This window comes from Phyllobacterium sp. TAF24, from assembly GCF_052113785.1.
GTDB lineage: Bacteria > Pseudomonadota > Alphaproteobacteria > Rhizobiales > Rhizobiaceae > Phyllobacterium.
Genome location: NZ_JBFRDN010000020.1, coordinates 95123 through 111099, shown reverse-complemented (window position 1 = coordinate 111099; position 15977 = coordinate 95123). Strand labels below are relative to the sequence as shown.

Genomic DNA, 15977 nt, shown 5'->3' with positions numbered 1-15977 from the left:
CGCCCTCATATCAGGCGCATCCTCTACATGGCGTGCCTTTCCATCATAAGGGCCAAGAGCCAGCCACTGGCACGCTTCTACCAGAAACTCAGAGCCGCTGGAAAACCCTTCAAGGTTGCAATTGTGGCCATCATGCGAAAACTCATCGTCATCATCAACGCCATCATCAAAACCGACACACCATGGAGATTAGAACACCAAATCTGATCAACACCCAAACACAGTTGCTCACCATGAGGGACTTGGGTGATGCAACGATAATCGCAGAGATTGCAGCGCAAAGAGTGCAGCGCAAAGCTTGCAGAACTTGGCTCCCTGCAACCCACCTCTCTCCCTCATGGTGAGCCTGTCGAACCACGAACCACATCAACACAGCCATCCATTCTCAAAAAAATCACACCAACTTATCCAACACCATCCCACCTCGCTTATTCTGATGGTGTCCTTTCCGGCGGGAATGCTCCGGAAAACTTTCGAAGTCAGGAAAGGATCGGTGATTTCGTCTGCGGGGAGAACCCAACAGCAGAGGAAAGGTTTTATCTCACAAGGGTAAAACCAGTCATCGAGACGGGTGATCCGGTTATTTTCTTGGTTAAAACAGGAAAATCTCCGGGGAACGCACTAACTACACTACCAATGCCAAGACTTACGCGTTCCCCTTTGGATCGCCCGTCTTTCCCACCTTTCAATAGCCAGACGCAAAAGCGGGCGTGGCAATAGGGAAGCTTAATATGTTGATTGCAGAACCGTTGTCGCGCCCTTCGACAAGCTCAGGATGAGGGAGAGTGAGGATTGCAGGGTGTCAAGTTCCGCAGCCCTGTGATCTGCAATCTTTACGATTATCGTTGCATCCACCGCTCTCCCTCATGGTCAGCGTGTCGAACCACGCTGCATGTTCAAGCCTGTTGGCAAAGAACGGCTCTCAGACTACTGCGCCGATATCGCCGCATCGATCAGTTTGGCAGCATCATCGCTTTCCCATGGTGCAGGACCATTCATTGCGGCGATCTGGCAGCCGTCCTTGTCGACGATCATCGTCACCGGCAGGCCAAATGCCAGATTCTTGCGCTTCAACTCATTGAACACACCCATGGTGGGATCGCGATAAAGCGTCAGGGACTTCACGCCGATATCGCTCAAAAAGCCCTTCGGCTTCTGATCGTCGCCCGTATCGATATTGATCGTCACGACCTGAAAATTATCGCCGCCCTTTTTGGTTTGCAGCGCATCAAGCGCGGGCATTTCCTCACGGCAGGGCGCGCACCAGGTGGCCCAGAGATTGACGAGGATGGTCTTGCCCTTGAAATCCGCCAGCCGCATCGGCTTGCCATCGGGACCGGTGAAGGAAAGCGCCGACATGGATTGCGGCTTCTCGGCTCCGCGCATGGCGGCAACGGCGCCAGTGGCTGCCGCATCGATCTTCTTGGCTGCATCGGTCTTGGCTGTGCATTGATCGGTCGTGTTTGTTCCGGCAACAATGTTGCCAGAAGGCCGCTCCATCACGTATACCCCAACCGCACCGGCAACTATGCCTGCGAGCGCAGCAAGAAGAATGATTTTCCTGTTGCCGCCTGACGTGGTTTTCTGTGGTTCGTTGCCGTCGCTCATATTTTACACTTTCCGTCTATCCACCCCGGTTCACCAAAGGCTCACCCAAGGTTTACAATGTCCGACAAGAAAAACAGCAATGAAATGTGGKGAGGCCGTTTTGCCTCGGGTCCAGCTGCCATTATGGAAGAAATCAACGCTTCCATCGGTTTTGACCAGAAACTCTATGCCCAGGATATCGCCGGTTCTCTTGCTCATGCTGCCATGCTTGCGAAAACCGGCATAATCGCAGCTGATGATCACGACAAGATCGCAAAGGGCCTGAACACGATATTGTCAGAAATCGAGAGCGGAAAGTTCGTTTTCTCACGCAAACTTGAAGACATTCACATGAATGTCGAGTCGCGCCTTGCCGAACTCATCGGCGCACCGGCTGGCCGCCTGCATACAGCCCGTTCGCGCAATGATCAGGTTGCCGTCGATTTCCGCCTGTGGGTCAAGGAAGAATTGCAACGAACAGCGGCCGCGCTGAAAAAGCTCATCGAAGCCTTCCTGAAGCGCGCCGAAGAACATGCGGCAACACTGATGCCCGGCTTCACCCATCTGCAGACGGCACAGCCCGTCACCTTCGGCCATCACTGCATGGCCTATGTGGAAATGTTCGGCCGTGATTTGAGCCGGGTGAAGGACGCTATCGAACGTATGGACGAGTCCCCGCTCGGTGCTGCAGCGCTTGCCGGAACAGGTTTTCCCATCGACCGGCATATGACGGCGAAACAACTCGGCTTTCGTGAGCCGACCCGCAACTCGCTCGATAGCGTATCCGACCGCGACTACGCGCTGGAATTCCTGTCGCTGGCGGCGATTGCCGCAACCCATCTTTCGCGGCTCGCCGAAGAAATCGTCATCTGGTCGACACCGCAATTCGGCTTTGTGCGCCTGTCGGATTCCTTCTCCACCGGCTCGTCCATCATGCCGCAGAAGAAAAACCCCGATGCCGCCGAACTGGTGCGTGCCAAAACAGGCCGTATCACCGGCTCGCTGGTCGGGTTGCTGACTGTTATGAAAGGCCTGCCGCTGACCTATTCCAAGGACATGCAGGAAGACAAGGAAGCCGTTTTCGACGCCGCCGAAACGCTTGAACTGGCGCTGGCCGCCATGACCGGCATGGTCGGCGATATGACTATCAACACTGCGGCCATGAAGAAGGCTGCAGGCTCCGGTTATTCAACGGCGACCGATCTTGCCGACTGGCTGGTGCGCGAGCTTGGCCTGCCGTTCCGCGAGGCACATCATGTGACCGGCCGTGCCGTGGCGCTTGCCGAACAGAAGAAAGCCGAGCTTGGTAAATTGACGCTTGATGACTTGAAAGGCATCCACCCTGGGATCACCGATGCGGTGTTTGGCTATCTGACCGTGGACAAATCCGTGCGCAGCCGCAAATCCTATGGCGGCACGGCTCCAGAACAGGTTCGCAAACAGATCAAGTTCTGGCAAAAACGCATCACGAAATCGTAAGTCTGACGATGGGGGATGCAAATAGCGTTCCCATACGTTAGACAGGACAACATATTTCCGGACGACAGGATCAAAATCTATGAGAAGCCGTTCTTACCTCACGACAATTCTGATGGCGGTTGCAATCGTAAGCGCGGTATCGGCCTGTGGCCGCAAGGGCCCGCTTGAACTGCCGCCAGCATCGGTAACCGCACCGGCACCGGGCGAGGCCAAACCTGCCAAACCACCCGTTGAAGACAAGCGCTTTTTCCTCGACTCGATAATCTAGGCTGATTTTTCGTGAACCATTTCGATTATAAGGACGGCGTTCTCCATGCCGAGAACGTCAGCATTCCCGATATCGCCAAGGCGGTCGGCACCCCTTTCTATTGCTATTCGACGGCAACCATCGAGCGGCACTACAAGGTGTTCGCCGCAGCCTTTGCCGAAATGGATGCACTGGTCTGCTATGCGCTGAAAGCCAATTCCAATCAGGCCGTGCTGAAAACCCTTGCACGTCTCGGCTCCGGTGCCGATGTGGTGTCGGAAGGCGAAATGCGCCGTGCGCTCGCAGCGGGCATCCCAGCCAGCAAGATCGTCTTTTCGGGCGTTGGCAAGAAGCCGGGCGAAATGGACTTTGCGCTCAGTGCCGGGATTCACTGCTTCAATGTGGAATCCGAGCCGGAGCTGGAGCTTCTCTCCAGCCGGGCCGTTGCAGCGGGAAAGATCGCGCCGGTGTCGCTGCGTATCAATCCCGATGTGGACGCCAAGACGCACAAGAAGATTTCGACAGGTAAGTCCGAGAACAAGTTCGGCATTCCCTTGGCCAAGGCGCGTTCCGTCTATGCCCGTGCGGCAAAGCTGCCCGGTCTCAAGGTCCGGGGCGTTGATATGCATATCGGCAGCCAGATCACCGATCTGGAACCGTTTGACGATGCCTTTGCCCTGCTCGCACAGCTGGTCGGCAATCTCAAAGCCGACGGCCATGATATCAACCATGTCGATCTCGGCGGCGGCCTCGGCATTCCCTACCACTTCGACAACAACCCACCACCCCTGCCCGATGCCTATGCGGCCATCGTTACCAAGCATATCAAGCCGCTGGGGCTGAAGACGATTTTCGAGCCGGGACGCCTGATCGTCGGCAATGCGGGTATTCTGGTCAGTGAAGTCATTTTCGTCAAAGAGGGTGATGCGCGCAATTTCATCATTGTCGATGCGGCGATGAATGACCTTATCCGGCCAACACTCTATGACGCATTCCACACGATCCGTCCGGTCAAGGAAGCAACGCCAAGCCATCCACGCATTCGCGGCGATGTGGTCGGCCCGGTTTGCGAGACCGGCGATTATATCGGGCTTGACCGCGACCTTCCGCGTCCAGCGCCCGGCGATCTGATTGCCATTGGCACGGCTGGAGCCTATGGCGCGGTTCAGGCAGGCACCTACAATACCCGCCTGCTCGTTCCCGAAGTGCTTGTGAACGGCGACCAGTTCCACGTTGTGCGCCCGCGCACGAGCTACGAGGAACTGATAGGCCTCGATTCGATACCCGACTGGCTTTAGAGCACCGGCATACACACAACGGTGAACAGCTTTTTGCGCCAAGGCCTCGCCTTTGCCACGATGAGTGGTATTCTCAAGGTTAAGTCAACGCGTCATAAAGATTCATGCAGTTGACGAGATGGAGTGAGGATGACCGGTCAACACCCGGACCAACGGGACGCTGAAAGGGTCAGGTTCGATATTTTCAAGAATATCGATCGCCTTCGCTTGTCCGCGTGGTTGACCCTCGCCTTTGAACGGCTCTGGCCGCTGATCCTGCCGACACTGCTTGTCATCGCATTGTTCGTGATCTTTGCCTGGTTCGGCATTTTCCGCAGCCTGCCCGATCTGGCGCGGCTTGGATTGCTGGCGCTGTTCGTGCTCTCACTGCCGGCCTGCCTCTATATCCTGCTGAAATTCCGCCTGCCTGATCATGCGGAAGTCAGCCGTCATCTCGAAGACGTCAACACACTTGATCACCAGCCCATTGCCGTCCAGTCGGAAACGATAGCGACGAGCAAGGATGATCCGTTCGCGCAAGCCTTGTGGGACGAGCACCGCAGGCGCATGGCAGAGCGCATCAAGGGTCTGAGAAGCGGGCTGCCACGCACGAATATTCCGGAAATCGACCCTTGGGGCCTGCGGGCCGTTGTCGGATTGCTCCTCGTTATCGCCTTCGCTTTTTCCGGTGGTCCGCTCGGTGGACGCCTCAGCGATGCATTCAAAAGCCATAGCGCCAGCAATGCCTTGCCGCCTCGCATCGATGCCTGGGTTACGCCGCCGCGCTATACGGGCCGCCCCCCGGTTTTTCTCACCTCGGCTGCCAACAATCAGGAAAAGCAGTTCACTGTTCCGCAGAACAGCACGCTGGTTATTCGTATTATCGGCGGCACCGGCTCGGAGAAAGTCACGAAGACCCTGCCTGATGGCAAGCCTACTGAGGTCGCCGTCAAGGACGCGGCAAAGCCGGAAGAGGCCACAGCTGCCAAGGACCAGCCGCGCAATTTCGAAGTGGCGCTTGAGACCAACACCGCTATCAAGCTGACTGACAGCAACAATGTCGATTCCGAATGGGCATTTACAGTTCTGCCGGATCAGCCGCCAACGATCCGCTTTACCAAGGAACCGTCAAGCGCCGTCAATGGCACGATGGAGCTGACATACGAGATCAAGGACGATTACGGCGCTGCCAGTGCGCAGGCGAAGGTCGAACAGATCGCGCCACCCGCCAAGAATGCACGCCCGCTTTATGCCGCCCCTGAAATACCGCTGAGCCTTCCAAAACGCGGCGCGCAAGGCGGCGACACCAAGACGACCAAGGACCTCACCGAGCATGTCTGGGCCGGATCGGAAATCCGCATAACCCTTCTTGCAGTTGATGATGCCAAACAGGAAGCCAGAAGCGAAACCAGAACCTGGGTCATGCCGGAGCGGCCATTCTCCAATCCACTGGCCCGCGCTGTCGTGGAACAGCGGCGTATTCTTGCCCTCAATGCCAATACCAAGCCTGATGTGCTCAACATGCTGGATGCCATCACCCTCTGGCCTGAGGAAACCATCAAGAACCCGACCCATTATCTGGCCCTGCGCAGCATCCGCTCGCGTTTGAACATTGCCCGCAGCGATGATCAGTTGCGCGATGTCGTTGCCTATATGTGGCAGGTGGCACGCGGTATTGAAGATGGAGCACTCTCCGAAGCGGAACGCAGCCTGCGCGAGGCCCAGGAAGCATTGCGGCAGGCGATCGAGCAGAATGCCAGCCCCGAGGAAATCGAAAAACGCATGGCCGATCTGCGCAAAGCCATGAGCAAATATATGCGCGAGCTTGCCCAGCAGGCGCAGCGCAACCCGAAGATGGCGCAGGCCGATCCCAATGCGCGCGAGCTGCGGCAGGAGGATATTGACCGGATTCTCAAGCAGATCGAAGAACTGGCCAAGCAGGGCTCGAAGGAACAGGCCCAGCAATTGCTCTCGCAGCTCAATGACATGCTGAACAATCTGCAGATGCGTCAGGCTCAGGGCAAAGATGGCCAGGGCGATTCAATGAAGCAGCAGATGAACAAACTCGGCGACCTGATGCGGCGCCAGCAGCAAACAATGAATGAGACGCACCGGCTGGAACAGCAACGCCAGAACGGCATGATGCAGGACAATGGCCAGATGGGGCAGGATGGCCAGCAGGGCCAGATGTCCGAGGAAGAGATTGCCAAGGCACTCAAGGGCCTGCAGGAAGGTCAGGGCAAGCTTCAGTCGGACCTTCAGCAGCTGATGGATGATCTGAACGGTCAGGGCATTACCCCCAACAAGGATTTCGGCGACGCCGGTAAATCCATGGGTGAAGCCAAAAAATCACTCGGCGATGCGGACAGCGGACAGGCACTTGACCAGCAGAGCAATGCGCTTGATTCCCTGCGCAAGGGCGGTCAGGACATGATGAAGCAGATGCAGGCCATGGGGCAGACGGGCAAGGGCAAAGGCGAGCAAGGCGGCCTCGATCCCCTGGGACGCCCGCAAGGCAAGGACGGCACCAGTTCCTATTCCGATGTCGACAGGCCCATGCTCCCCGGCGAAGCCGATATCCAGCGCGCCAAACAAATTCTTGATGCAATCCGCCAAAGGCTCGGCAATGCGCTCAGCCCGCAGATGGAAAAGGACTATCTGGAACGTCTGCTGAAATTCGATTGACCGGGATCAGTCGCGCACGACACCCACATAGGGTAACTGCCGGAACGAATGCCCGACATCCATGCCATAACCGACAACGAAATAATCAGGGCATTCAAAGCCCTTGAAATCCGCTTCGATATCGGTTTTGCGCTTCACGCTCTTATCGAGCAGAACAGCAATGGAAACGCTGCGCGCGCCGCGTTCCAGCATCAGTTCGCGCGTGAATTTCAACGTCTTGCCTGATTCCAGAATATCGTCGATCAGAAGCACGTCACGGCCATGCACATCGCTGTCAATATCGCGCAAGAGCCGCACTTCCTTGCTCTCCGTGCCCTTGCCATAGCTGGAGACGGTGATGAACTCCACATCGGGCTCGGCACCCGCATCATGCATGGCGCGGATCAGATCGGCGGCGAAAATAAACGATCCCTTGAGGATCGAGATGACAAGCAGATTGTCGAAATGCTTTGCGACGATGTCCTCGGCAAGCTCAAGATTGCGCGCGGCAATCGTCTCGGCGCTGAACAGAACATCGATATTTTTCTCGCCAACCTTCGGCATGCAACTTTTCCTGATTTTCCGACAAGTGAGGCTCCCTATAGCCCGATATCAGCCAGAAAAGCAAAAGCTGAACGACTGTTGGAAAGGAAATCAATGCCCGGTGACGGAATAGCGTTGCTGCGACAGATCAAGCGCTGTTGACCCTGATACATGCGGCTTGACGCTATATGGCGGGCTGAACAATACATATCCGCCGCAAATCCAGAAGGTTGACGCGGCAACCAGCAGTACCAGCAGCCAGTAGGCAAAGCCGGGCATGCGCGCATCCGCCTGCTGCGACTTTTGTAGAATTGCCATACGATTGTTTGCAGGTGATCCTGCTAATGGCATGCCTTGTAAAATCTGGGGCGACAGTGACTCATACATTGCATCTTCCGCTCCGCCTTTGTCGAAGTGGAGGGAGGGTCCGATATGCGAGGCGCAATCGCCGCTGGTCGTTTTAAATCGTGCAATCATGCATTTTCCGGTCGCTCTGCCATGTTGCAGTCATGTTCCTCCGAATCATGGCCCAAATCTACCGCTCAATAATTAATGTTTCGACGAACCGATGCGGCGATTGATGGGTGGTCAAATCCGTCCGCGCTGAATAAAACACGCTTGGATGAAAAACTTGGAAAGTCTCGCTTGATTCGTTTTGAGAATGTCGGTTTACGATACGGGATGGGCCCGGAGGTTCTGCGTGATGTCAGCCTCCATATTTCACCCCGCTCGTTCCAGTTTCTGACCGGCCCTTCGGGCGCTGGAAAGACCTCGCTGTTGCGTCTGCTGTTCATGACCCTCAAGCCCACACGCGGCCTTATCACGGTTTTCGGCAAGGATATTGCCACCATTTCATCGAAAGAAATGCCGATGCTGCGCCGCCGGATCGGTGTGGTGTTTCAGGACTTCCGTCTGCTCGATCATATGACGACCTATCAGAATGTCGCCCTGCCACTGCGGGTGCGCGGCAAGGAAGAGGCGACCTATCGCGCCGAGGTCGAAGAGCTGCTGCACTGGGTCGGCCTGGGCGAGCGGATGCATGTTCTGCCGCCTGTTCTGTCGGGCGGCGAGAAGCAGCGCGCCGCCATCGCACGCGCGCTCATCGACCAGCCGGAAATCCTGCTGGCCGACGAGCCAACAGGCAATGTCGATCCGCCGCTGGCCCGCCGCCTGCTTCGCCTGTTCGGCGAGCTTAACCGTTCCGGGACGGCCGTTGTCATCGCCACTCATGATCTCACCCTTATGGATCAGGTCAATGCCCGGCGCATGATTCTGGATCAGGGGAGGCTCGATATTTATGATTGATGTCGCCCGCCTCCGGGTACTGGCCCTCGATCTCATGGACCGGGCAATAGAGTTTGTGCGTGGCAAGACGGGTCAAGCGCCAATTGTCCCGGCGGGTAACGTCGTCGGTCATGCGCTGATGATTGTCATCGCCATCATGACATTCCTCGCCTGCCTGACCATTGGAGCGGTCAGCCTTGTCCAATCGACAGCCGCCACATGGCAAAGCCAGATTTCCACTGAAGCCACCATCCAGATCCGCCCTGTCGAGGGACAGGACATGGAAAAGCTGCTGGTGCAGGCAAGCAAGCTGGCAGAAGGCTTTGCCGGGGTTAAATCAACCCGTGTGATTGACCGCGCGGCAACGGCACGGCTCTTGGAGCCATGGCTCGGCACCGGGCTTAACATTGATGATCTGCCGGTTCCCCGGCTCGTGGTTGTGAGCCTTGATGAAGCCTCCCCGCCGGATTTTGCCACACTGCGCAGCGAGCTTGTGAAAAACGTTCCCGGCGCCAGTTTCGATGATCACCGCAACTGGGTCGACCGGCTTGTCTCCATGGCCCGTTCCACGGTTCTGATCGGCATGGCAGTGCTTGGACTGGTGGTCGCAGCGACGGTTCTGACGGTTATTTTTGCCACGCGCGGCGCCATGGCCGGTAATGGTCACATCATCGAAGTGCTGCATTTTATCGGCGCGGAACAGAAATTCGTCGCGCGGCAATTCGAGCGGCATTTTTTCTGGACTGCCCTGAAAGGCGCTTTATGCGGCGGTGCGCTGGCCATTTTGATCTTCCTGATCATCGGCTGGTGGTCGTCGCGTAATCTGGCAACCCCGGAAGCCGATCAGGCCACAGCCCTGTTTGGCAACTTTTCCATCGGTTCGGGCGGCTATACCGGCGTCGTCCTGATCATACTTGCAGTCAGTGTTTTGACCATGATTACAACACGAATGACAGTCATAGCGCATTTGCGGCAGGTTGATGGAAGGGCTGGCGAAAGTCACGATAACTGAACCCCGCCGATTCGATTCAATTTGACGACAAAAATTTAGGGGAGGTTTGCCGGCAAGGCCTATAAGCTCCCGGTAACATGACCCACGAACAAGGCAATGCGTGACCCGAAAATGGAAGGCGCGAACGACAGCAGCAATCAACCACCCGCAGGCCCAGAAGGCCGCACAGGTGGGATCGCGTCTGCGCTGCGCAAGCGGATTGCCCGGCCATTCTTTTTGCTCGGGGTTCTGGCGCTCGGCCTTTTCCTCGGCGGCTTCATTGTTTTCAGCGATCATGTCAGCACCATGCAGACACCGGATCTGGTTGAACCGGCGGATGGTATTGTCGTCCTGACCGGTGGCTATTCGCGCATTGAAGGCGCTCTCGATCTCCTCAAGAACAAACGTGGCGAGCGGCTTTTCATCAGCGGCGTGCATCCTTCGACCAAACGCGGCGAATTGCAGCGTGTGACGCGCGGCGATGCCACCCTGTTTGAATGCTGCGTCGATATCGACCGATCCGCCATGGATACAATCGGCAATGCATCCGAAAGCATCAAATGGGCCAAGGCCAATCACTATAGCCGCGTCATCGTGGTCACCAATAATTACCACATGCCCCGCACGCTGGTTGAACTCAGACGCGCCTCGCAGGATATCGAATTCATCCCCTACCCCATCGTCAACAGCGATTTGCGCAACGGCGACTGGCTGGCCCGTGGTCAGGTGGTGCGCGTGCTTGTGGTCGAATATGTAAAATATCTTGGTGCTGTCATTCGGTCGGCTCTGCCGGATAATCTATCGGCTGTCACACAAACCCTCGTCCGTTGGGTCAAAGACGCCTGATAGTGGTTCACGGCGAGGTCAACTTGCTGTAACGAAGACCTATCCAACCGCCATGACCGGGACCCCCATGACGATCATCCGATCAATTGTTTTCAACATCGCCTTTTATATCAATCTGATTGTTCAGATGATTATATTCACCCCTTACTATTTCCTCAGCCCCCGCAAAAATGCGTGGAGCGTGCCGAAGAACTGGGCGAAGTCCAACCATTGGTTGCAGAAGGTACTGGCGGGCACTGATCATGTGGTCGAAGGCCTCGAGAATATCCCTGACGGTCCCTATATCTGCGCCCCAAAGCACCAGTCCTTCTGGGATGCCTACGCGTTCCTGCCGCAGATTGCCGATCCGGTTTACATCCTCAAACGCGAGTTGATGTGGATACCGCTGTTCGGTTGGTACATTCTCAAGATGAAGATGGTGCCGATTGACCGGGGCAAGCGCTCCGTTGCCATGAAGGCGGCTGTCCGGGGTGCGCGGGACGCGGTTTCGCAAGGACGCCAGCTGATGATCTATCCGGAAGGCACACGCACGGCCCCCGGCGCACCGCCCGCCTATAAATATGGCGTGGCGCATATCTACAGCGAACTTGGTGTGCCTGTTTTGCCGATTGCCCATGTCGCCGGTCTATACTGGCCGCGCCGCAAGTTCCGGCGCTTTCCCGGCACAATCCGCTGCCGCATCCTGCCCCCGATCCAACCGGGTCTGGATGCGGAGGCCTTCCTGCGAAAGCTGCAGGAGGTGACGGAAGCCGCCTGTGATGAATTGTTGATTGAAGCCGCACGGTCTGACAATCCACCGCCTATGCCGCCAACAGCAGTGCAGCGGCTGAAGGAACTTGGGGTGACGATCTGAGTGGGGGATGAACCCACCTTGCATGTGCAATTCTTGGTGGGGGGCGTGGTTCGTGGTTCGACAAGCTCACCATGAGGGAGAGTGAGGATGCAAGGCTAATCGCAGACATTGCAGAACTTGGCTCGCCTTCATCACCCCCCTCCCTCATGGTGAGCTTGTCGAACCACGCACCAAGAACCAAGCACCCTAAATTTGCACCTATCCCTGCTTGCTATCAACTGCAGCCACCAGCGTTTCAAACCAGTGGTCACGAATATTCATTTTGCGCATGTGCTCCAGCGTGCTGTGCACATAGTCCTCGTTGCGGCCTGACTGGCCAACCGAACCGCGCACGATGGCTGCAGCCTGCTCCACGGTTAACGCGCCGGCATATTGCACATGTTTGCGGTCGACCACATAGGTCAGCGCTTCGACCTTGCGCCCGTCTTTGAGACGCACCGCCAGCCGCTTTTCCAGATAAACATTCGTCACCAGTTCCCGCTCGCGCAGATAGGCGACCACCTCCTCTTCGAGATCGCCGGGAACCCGGAAGGCGAGGCCGAGACATGAACCGCCATGATCAAGCCCAAGCACCAGTCCGGGACGCTCTGGCGTTCCGCGATGCACATAGGAATGCACGCAAAGCGCCCGCCGGTAGCCATGAAGCCGCGCATGCATCGTTTCAACATGTGCAAAGCCGGGCTTCCACATGAGAGAACCATAGCCAAAGACCCAAAAATCGCCCATATCCGTCCTGATAGCTGTGCTTCGATGCGAAGCTTCTTTACTGACCGATAGCGAGACACGGACCATGACGTCAAGGACATCAGACAAAAGCTACAATGCCGGAAGGCGCATCCGTTTCCTTGCCGCAGGTATCGTCATCGTTGGCCTGCTCTATACGGGTGGATGGTATTATCTCGCCAATATGCTGGAAACGCGCGTTGCCACCAATATTGCCGGTCTGCAAGCCAAGGGCATCAATGCCGCCTGCGAAAATGCCGGGGCCAGTGGTTATCCTTTCCGCCTTGGCCTCAACTGCTCCAGCGTTTCATGGGTCGATCAGGCCAAGAATGTCTCAGTTCATACGGGTGCTTTTCGCTCGGCCGCGCAGATCTATGCGCCATTCCACATCGTCAGCGAGGTTGACAGCCCTGCCTCGGTCAGCGTGCCGGGTATGGCACCGCTTGATCTGAATTGGGACAATCTCAAATCGAGCGTTCGGCTTGATAAGCCGATCCCGCGCCGTCTCTCGGTTGAGGGGCGCAATGTCGTGATCAACCAGCACAATCCAGCTGGTGCAGCTACACCCTTGGCAACGCTGAAGGATGGCCAGCTGCATTTCCGCGCCATCGAGCCTGTTATGGACATCGCCCTGTCTTTCAGCAGCCTGAAAATTGCCGACAACACCGTTTACGACAAGCCTTTGCCGGAACTGACTGGCGCAGCCGATATCCAGCTGGCAAACGGTTTTGCCCTGATCGGCAAGCCGGAACGCGATCTGTCGGTCCTGCGCGGACAGTCCGGCATGCTGCGCCGTGTTGATCTCGCTTTGCCCGATGGTAGCGGCATTGCTATTTCAGGACCGTTTTCCGTTGCAGATGATGGCCGTATCAGCGGTGATTTCAAGATAACCATGCGCAATCCTGAAAGCGTTGCCAGTACGGTCAAGTCCGTGCTCCCCGGTCAGGAAAAGATCATTTCATCCGTGGTGCAGGCCATGGCCTTTGTGCCAAAGGACGCAAGCGGCGCCCCAACCCTTCCCGTCACGGTGAAAAACGGGAAGATGTCGGTGGGCTTCATCAGTATCGGGCGCTTGCCTTCATTGTGAGGGTAAAGAGGTTGGCTGCGATACTTCACCCCCCTCTGTCCTGTCGGACATCTCCCCCACAAGGGGGGAGATCAGCTGTATTGCCGCCTTTGCACAATCTGCAACGTTTCCTGTTGTGGGAAAGCGTTCATGTCAATGTGATCTCCCCCCTTGTGGGGGAGATGTCCGACAGGACAGAGGGGGGTGAACACCTCAAATCAACGCCGGAGCGCTGGTAAAGCACCGGCGAGCTTCCTGAGCTTGTGCACCAAGCACCACAGTCATGCAGCCAATGCCTACATCCTCACTACATCAAGAACCTGAAGCACTCGCCTTTTGCCGACCAAAATCAGGCGCATCCACTTCCTGACCCGCATCGATAATCCCACGTCTGACAGCGCGGGTGCGGGTGAAGAGATCGAACAGCGCGTCGCCATCACCCCAACGGATTGACCGCTGCAATGAAGCGAGATCTTCGGAAAACCGCGCCAGCATTTCAAGGATTGCGTCCTTGTTATGCAGGCACACATCGCGCCACATGGTCGGGTCTGAAGCCGCGAGGCGGGTGAAATCGCGAAAGCCGGAAGCGGAATATTTGATCACTTCCGAATTGGTCACTTCTTCCAGATCACTTGCCGTGCCGACAATGTTGTAGGCAATGATGTGCGGAAGGTGTGAAACGATAGCCAGCACCCGGTCATGGTGCGTGGGATCCATCGTATCCAAACGCGAACCACAGGCTTCCCAGAATTTGGTCAGCCGGTCGAGCGCCACAGGATCAGTCCCCTCTAGCGGGGTCAGGATGCACCAGCGATTGGAGAAGAGTTCGGCAAAGCCCGCATCCGGGCCTGAATATTCCGTACCCGCCAGTGGGTGGCCCGGAATGAAATGGACGTTTGCAGGCAGCTCCGGCTGCATCTGCGCGATAACCGAGCCCTTGGTCGAACCGACATCGGTGACGATTGCACCCGGTTTCAGCGATCCGGCAATATGTTTGGCAACGGCACCGGATGAACCGACGGGCACGGAAATGATGACGAGATCAGCATTCCCGACGGCCTGCGCACTGTCGAGGACGTAGCTGTCACCAAGGCCAAGCGCCTCTGCGCGTTTCAGCGTGCTTTCACTGCGGGTTGAGATGACGATGTGATCCGCCAGACCTTCGCGTTTGATGACGCGCGCCAGCGACGAACCGATCAAACCAATGCCGATCAGTGCAATTGTATCGAAATGAATTTTAGACATTTGCTACTTCATGAATTCGGAGAGTGCAGCGACTACGCCGCGATTGGCTTCCTCGGACCCAATGGTAAGGCGCAACGCGTTCGGGAATCCGTAGCCCGTAACGCGGCGCAAAATATAGCCTCGACTGGTGAGATAGGCATCGGCCTTTTCCGCTGACTTCGCCGCACCGTCAGGAAAATGGACGAGCAGGAAATTGCCAACCGACGGTGTTACCCGCAGGCCCAGTGCCGACAGTTCATCCGTTAGCCATGGCAACCACTTTTCGTTGAAAGCGACTGCCTTATCCACATGCGCGCGGTCGCGGATAGCCGCAGCACCGGCAGCGATAGCGGCGGAATTCAGGTTGAACGGACCACGGATGCGGTTAACAGCATCGATGACATGTGCTGGCGCGAACATCCAGCCGATACGCAGGGCTGCAAGGCCATGGATCTTCGAAAAGGTGCGGGTCATCACGACGTTTTCAAATGACGAAACGAGTTCGACACCGGCTTCGTAATCATTACGGCGCACATATTCCGCATAGGCCGCATCGACCACGAGCAGTACATTCTTTGGCAAGCCCGCATGCAGACGCCGCACTTCTCCAAACGGAATATAGGTGCCGGTCGGGTTATTCGGATTGGCGAGGAACACGATCTTGGTCTGCGGTGTCACCGCGGCAAGAATGGCGTCGACTTCCGCCTGCTCATTCTTTTCCTTGGCGATAACCGGCGTTGCACCAGCGGCCATGATGTAAATCTTGTACACCATGAAACCGTGCTCGGTATAAATGGCTTCATCACCCGGTGCGAGATAGGTCTGGCACAACAGGCCAAGCAGTTCGTCCGAGCCATTGCCACACAGAATATTATCGGCGTTCAGGCCATGAACATCGGCAATTGCCTTCTTGAGCAGCGCAGCCTGACCATCCGGATAGATTTCAAGGCGCTCAGAGGCAGCATGATAGGCCTCGGTCGCGTGCTTGCTCGCGCCCAGAGGAGTTTCATTGGAAGAGAGCTTATAGACCTTGGCAACGCCGGGGGCCGATTCCTTGCCGGGCGTATAGGCGGCAATATCAAGAATACCGGGCTTCGGAGTAGGACGCGTGTCTTTCAATGTGGTTGTCATGATTCTCAAGATCCGTAGCATCGTTGAAATCGATGGTCATCGCAGGCGCGCCTTTTCTGTCC

Annotated in this window: 15 protein-coding genes and 1 pseudogene; 10 read left to right on the top strand and 6 right to left on the bottom strand. The window is 56.6% G+C overall.

From position 1 onward, the window contains the following. Nucleotides 1-207: pseudogene (locus AB4Y96_RS17555) on the top strand (hypothetical protein); the annotation flags it as partial. 720 nt (nucleotides 208-927) lie between these two features. Here the strand turns inward: AB4Y96_RS17555 and tlpA are convergent. Further along, nucleotides 928-1608: a thiol:disulfide interchange protein TlpA gene (gene tlpA / locus AB4Y96_RS17550; RefSeq protein WP_441918732.1), complete on the bottom strand. Its 681-nt coding sequence runs from the start codon at nucleotides 1606-1608 to the stop codon at nucleotides 928-930. Nucleotides 1609-1665: 57 nt separating this feature from the next. Here tlpA and argH point away from each other — a divergent pair, with 57 nt between their 5' ends. The 4 genes from argH to AB4Y96_RS17530 all read left to right on the top strand — a co-directional run bounded on the left by argH (nucleotide 1666) and on the right by AB4Y96_RS17530 (nucleotide 7275). Further along, nucleotides 1666-3066, top strand: a complete 1401-nt coding sequence (gene argH, locus AB4Y96_RS17545; protein WP_441918730.1) for an argininosuccinate lyase — start codon at nucleotides 1666-1668, stop codon at nucleotides 3064-3066. 79 nt (nucleotides 3067-3145) lie between these two features. Continuing rightward, nucleotides 3146-3334 (top strand): LPS translocon maturation chaperone LptM, encoded by a 189-nt coding sequence (gene lptM, locus AB4Y96_RS17540; protein WP_091880008.1) that lies wholly within the window; start codon nucleotides 3146-3148, stop codon nucleotides 3332-3334. Between the two features lie 11 nt (nucleotides 3335-3345). After that, complete coding sequence (gene lysA, locus AB4Y96_RS17535; protein WP_441918728.1) at nucleotides 3346-4611, top strand: diaminopimelate decarboxylase; 1266 nt, start codon at nucleotides 3346-3348, stop codon at nucleotides 4609-4611. Nucleotides 4612-4740: 129 nt separating this feature from the next. Continuing rightward, nucleotides 4741-7275, top strand: coding sequence for a TIGR02302 family protein (locus AB4Y96_RS17530; RefSeq protein WP_441918726.1), 2535 nt, complete (start codon nucleotides 4741-4743; stop codon nucleotides 7273-7275). 6 nt (nucleotides 7276-7281) lie between these two features. On the opposite strand, the gene hpt is transcribed toward AB4Y96_RS17530, so the two are convergent. Next, nucleotides 7282-7818, bottom strand: a complete 537-nt coding sequence (hpt, locus tag AB4Y96_RS17525; RefSeq protein ID WP_091880003.1) for a hypoxanthine phosphoribosyltransferase — start codon at nucleotides 7816-7818, stop codon at nucleotides 7282-7284. Between the two features lie 90 nt (nucleotides 7819-7908). Then, the gene (locus AB4Y96_RS17520) at nucleotides 7909-8115 is read right to left on the bottom strand and encodes a hypothetical protein (RefSeq protein ID WP_139210434.1); all 207 of its coding nucleotides are present in this window, start codon (nucleotides 8113-8115) and stop codon (nucleotides 7909-7911) included. 327 nt (nucleotides 8116-8442) lie between these two features. Here AB4Y96_RS17520 and ftsE point away from each other — a divergent pair, with 327 nt between their 5' ends. The 4 genes from ftsE (at nucleotide 8443) to AB4Y96_RS17500 (ending at nucleotide 11771) form a co-directional block, all read left to right on the top strand. Continuing rightward, on the top strand, nucleotides 8443-9102 hold the full coding sequence (gene ftsE / locus AB4Y96_RS17515; RefSeq protein ID WP_091880275.1) for a cell division ATP-binding protein FtsE: 660 nt from the start codon (nucleotides 8443-8445) through the stop codon (nucleotides 9100-9102). Continuing rightward, a complete protein-coding gene (locus tag AB4Y96_RS17510; protein ID WP_441918723.1) occupies nucleotides 9095-10093 on the top strand; it encodes a cell division protein FtsX in 999 nt (332 codons plus the stop codon). Before ftsE ends, AB4Y96_RS17510 begins: the two co-directional genes overlap by 8 nt. Nucleotides 10094-10189: 96 nt before the next feature. After that, a complete protein-coding gene (locus AB4Y96_RS17505; protein ID WP_244518277.1) occupies nucleotides 10190-10918 on the top strand; it encodes a YdcF family protein in 729 nt (242 codons plus the stop codon). 67 nt (nucleotides 10919-10985) lie between these two features. Continuing rightward, the gene (locus AB4Y96_RS17500) at nucleotides 10986-11771 is read left to right on the top strand and encodes a lysophospholipid acyltransferase family protein (protein ID WP_441918721.1); all 786 of its coding nucleotides are present in this window, start codon (nucleotides 10986-10988) and stop codon (nucleotides 11769-11771) included. A gap of 198 nt (nucleotides 11772-11969) precedes the next feature. Here AB4Y96_RS17500 and AB4Y96_RS17495 read toward each other — a convergent pair whose 3' ends face one another. Continuing rightward, nucleotides 11970-12497 carry a gamma-glutamylcyclotransferase gene (locus tag AB4Y96_RS17495; protein ID WP_441918719.1) on the bottom strand — a complete coding sequence of 176 codons (528 nt, stop codon included), beginning with the start codon at nucleotides 12495-12497 and terminating at the stop codon, nucleotides 11970-11972. A 64-nt stretch (nucleotides 12498-12561) separates the two neighbouring features. Between AB4Y96_RS17495 and AB4Y96_RS17490 the strand changes: the two genes are divergently transcribed. Then, a complete protein-coding gene (locus AB4Y96_RS17490; protein ID WP_441918717.1) occupies nucleotides 12562-13581 on the top strand; it encodes a DUF2125 domain-containing protein in 1020 nt (339 codons plus the stop codon). Between the two features lie 291 nt (nucleotides 13582-13872). On the opposite strand, the gene AB4Y96_RS17485 is transcribed toward AB4Y96_RS17490, so the two are convergent. Together AB4Y96_RS17485 and hisC are read right to left on the bottom strand one after the other, a co-directional pair. After that, a complete protein-coding gene (locus AB4Y96_RS17485) occupies nucleotides 13873-14805 on the bottom strand; it encodes a prephenate/arogenate dehydrogenase family protein (protein ID WP_441918715.1) in 933 nt (310 codons plus the stop codon). Between the two features lie 3 nt (nucleotides 14806-14808). Next, nucleotides 14809-15915 carry a histidinol-phosphate transaminase gene (gene hisC, locus AB4Y96_RS17480; protein WP_441918713.1) on the bottom strand — a complete coding sequence of 369 codons (1107 nt, stop codon included), beginning with the start codon at nucleotides 15913-15915 and terminating at the stop codon, nucleotides 14809-14811. Between the last annotated feature and the right edge of the window lie 62 nt (nucleotides 15916-15977).

Bases quoted from the DNA above. Each gene is read 5' to 3' on its own strand.
- AB4Y96_RS17510 (WP_441918723.1), top strand. From the start codon at position 9,095: ATGATTGATGTCGCCCGCCTCCGGGTACTGGCCCTCGATCTCATGGAC.
- AB4Y96_RS17490 (WP_441918717.1), top strand. From the start codon at position 12,562: ATGACGTCAAGGACATCAGACAAAAGCTACAATGCCGGAAGGCGCATC.
- AB4Y96_RS17500 (WP_441918721.1), top strand. From the start codon at position 10,986: ATGACGATCATCCGATCAATTGTTTTCAACATCGCCTTTTATATCAAT.
- hisC (WP_441918713.1), bottom strand. From the start codon at position 15,915: ATGACAACCACATTGAAAGACACGCGTCCTACTCCGAAGCCCGGTATT.
- AB4Y96_RS17530 (WP_441918726.1), top strand. From the start codon at position 4,741: ATGACCGGTCAACACCCGGACCAACGGGACGCTGAAAGGGTCAGGTTC.
- AB4Y96_RS17485 (WP_441918715.1), bottom strand. From the start codon at position 14,805: ATGTCTAAAATTCATTTCGATACAATTGCACTGATCGGCATTGGTTTG.
- tlpA (WP_441918732.1), bottom strand. From the start codon at position 1,608: ATGAGCGACGGCAACGAACCACAGAAAACCACGTCAGGCGGCAACAGG.
- lptM (WP_091880008.1), top strand. From the start codon at position 3,146: ATGAGAAGCCGTTCTTACCTCACGACAATTCTGATGGCGGTTGCAATC.
- AB4Y96_RS17520 (WP_139210434.1), bottom strand. From the start codon at position 8,115: ATGGCAATTCTACAAAAGTCGCAGCAGGCGGATGCGCGCATGCCCGGC.
- hpt (WP_091880003.1), bottom strand. From the start codon at position 7,818: ATGCCGAAGGTTGGCGAGAAAAATATCGATGTTCTGTTCAGCGCCGAG.
- AB4Y96_RS17505 (WP_244518277.1), top strand. From the start codon at position 10,190: ATGCGTGACCCGAAAATGGAAGGCGCGAACGACAGCAGCAATCAACCA.
- AB4Y96_RS17495 (WP_441918719.1), bottom strand. From the start codon at position 12,497: ATGGGCGATTTTTGGGTCTTTGGCTATGGTTCTCTCATGTGGAAGCCC.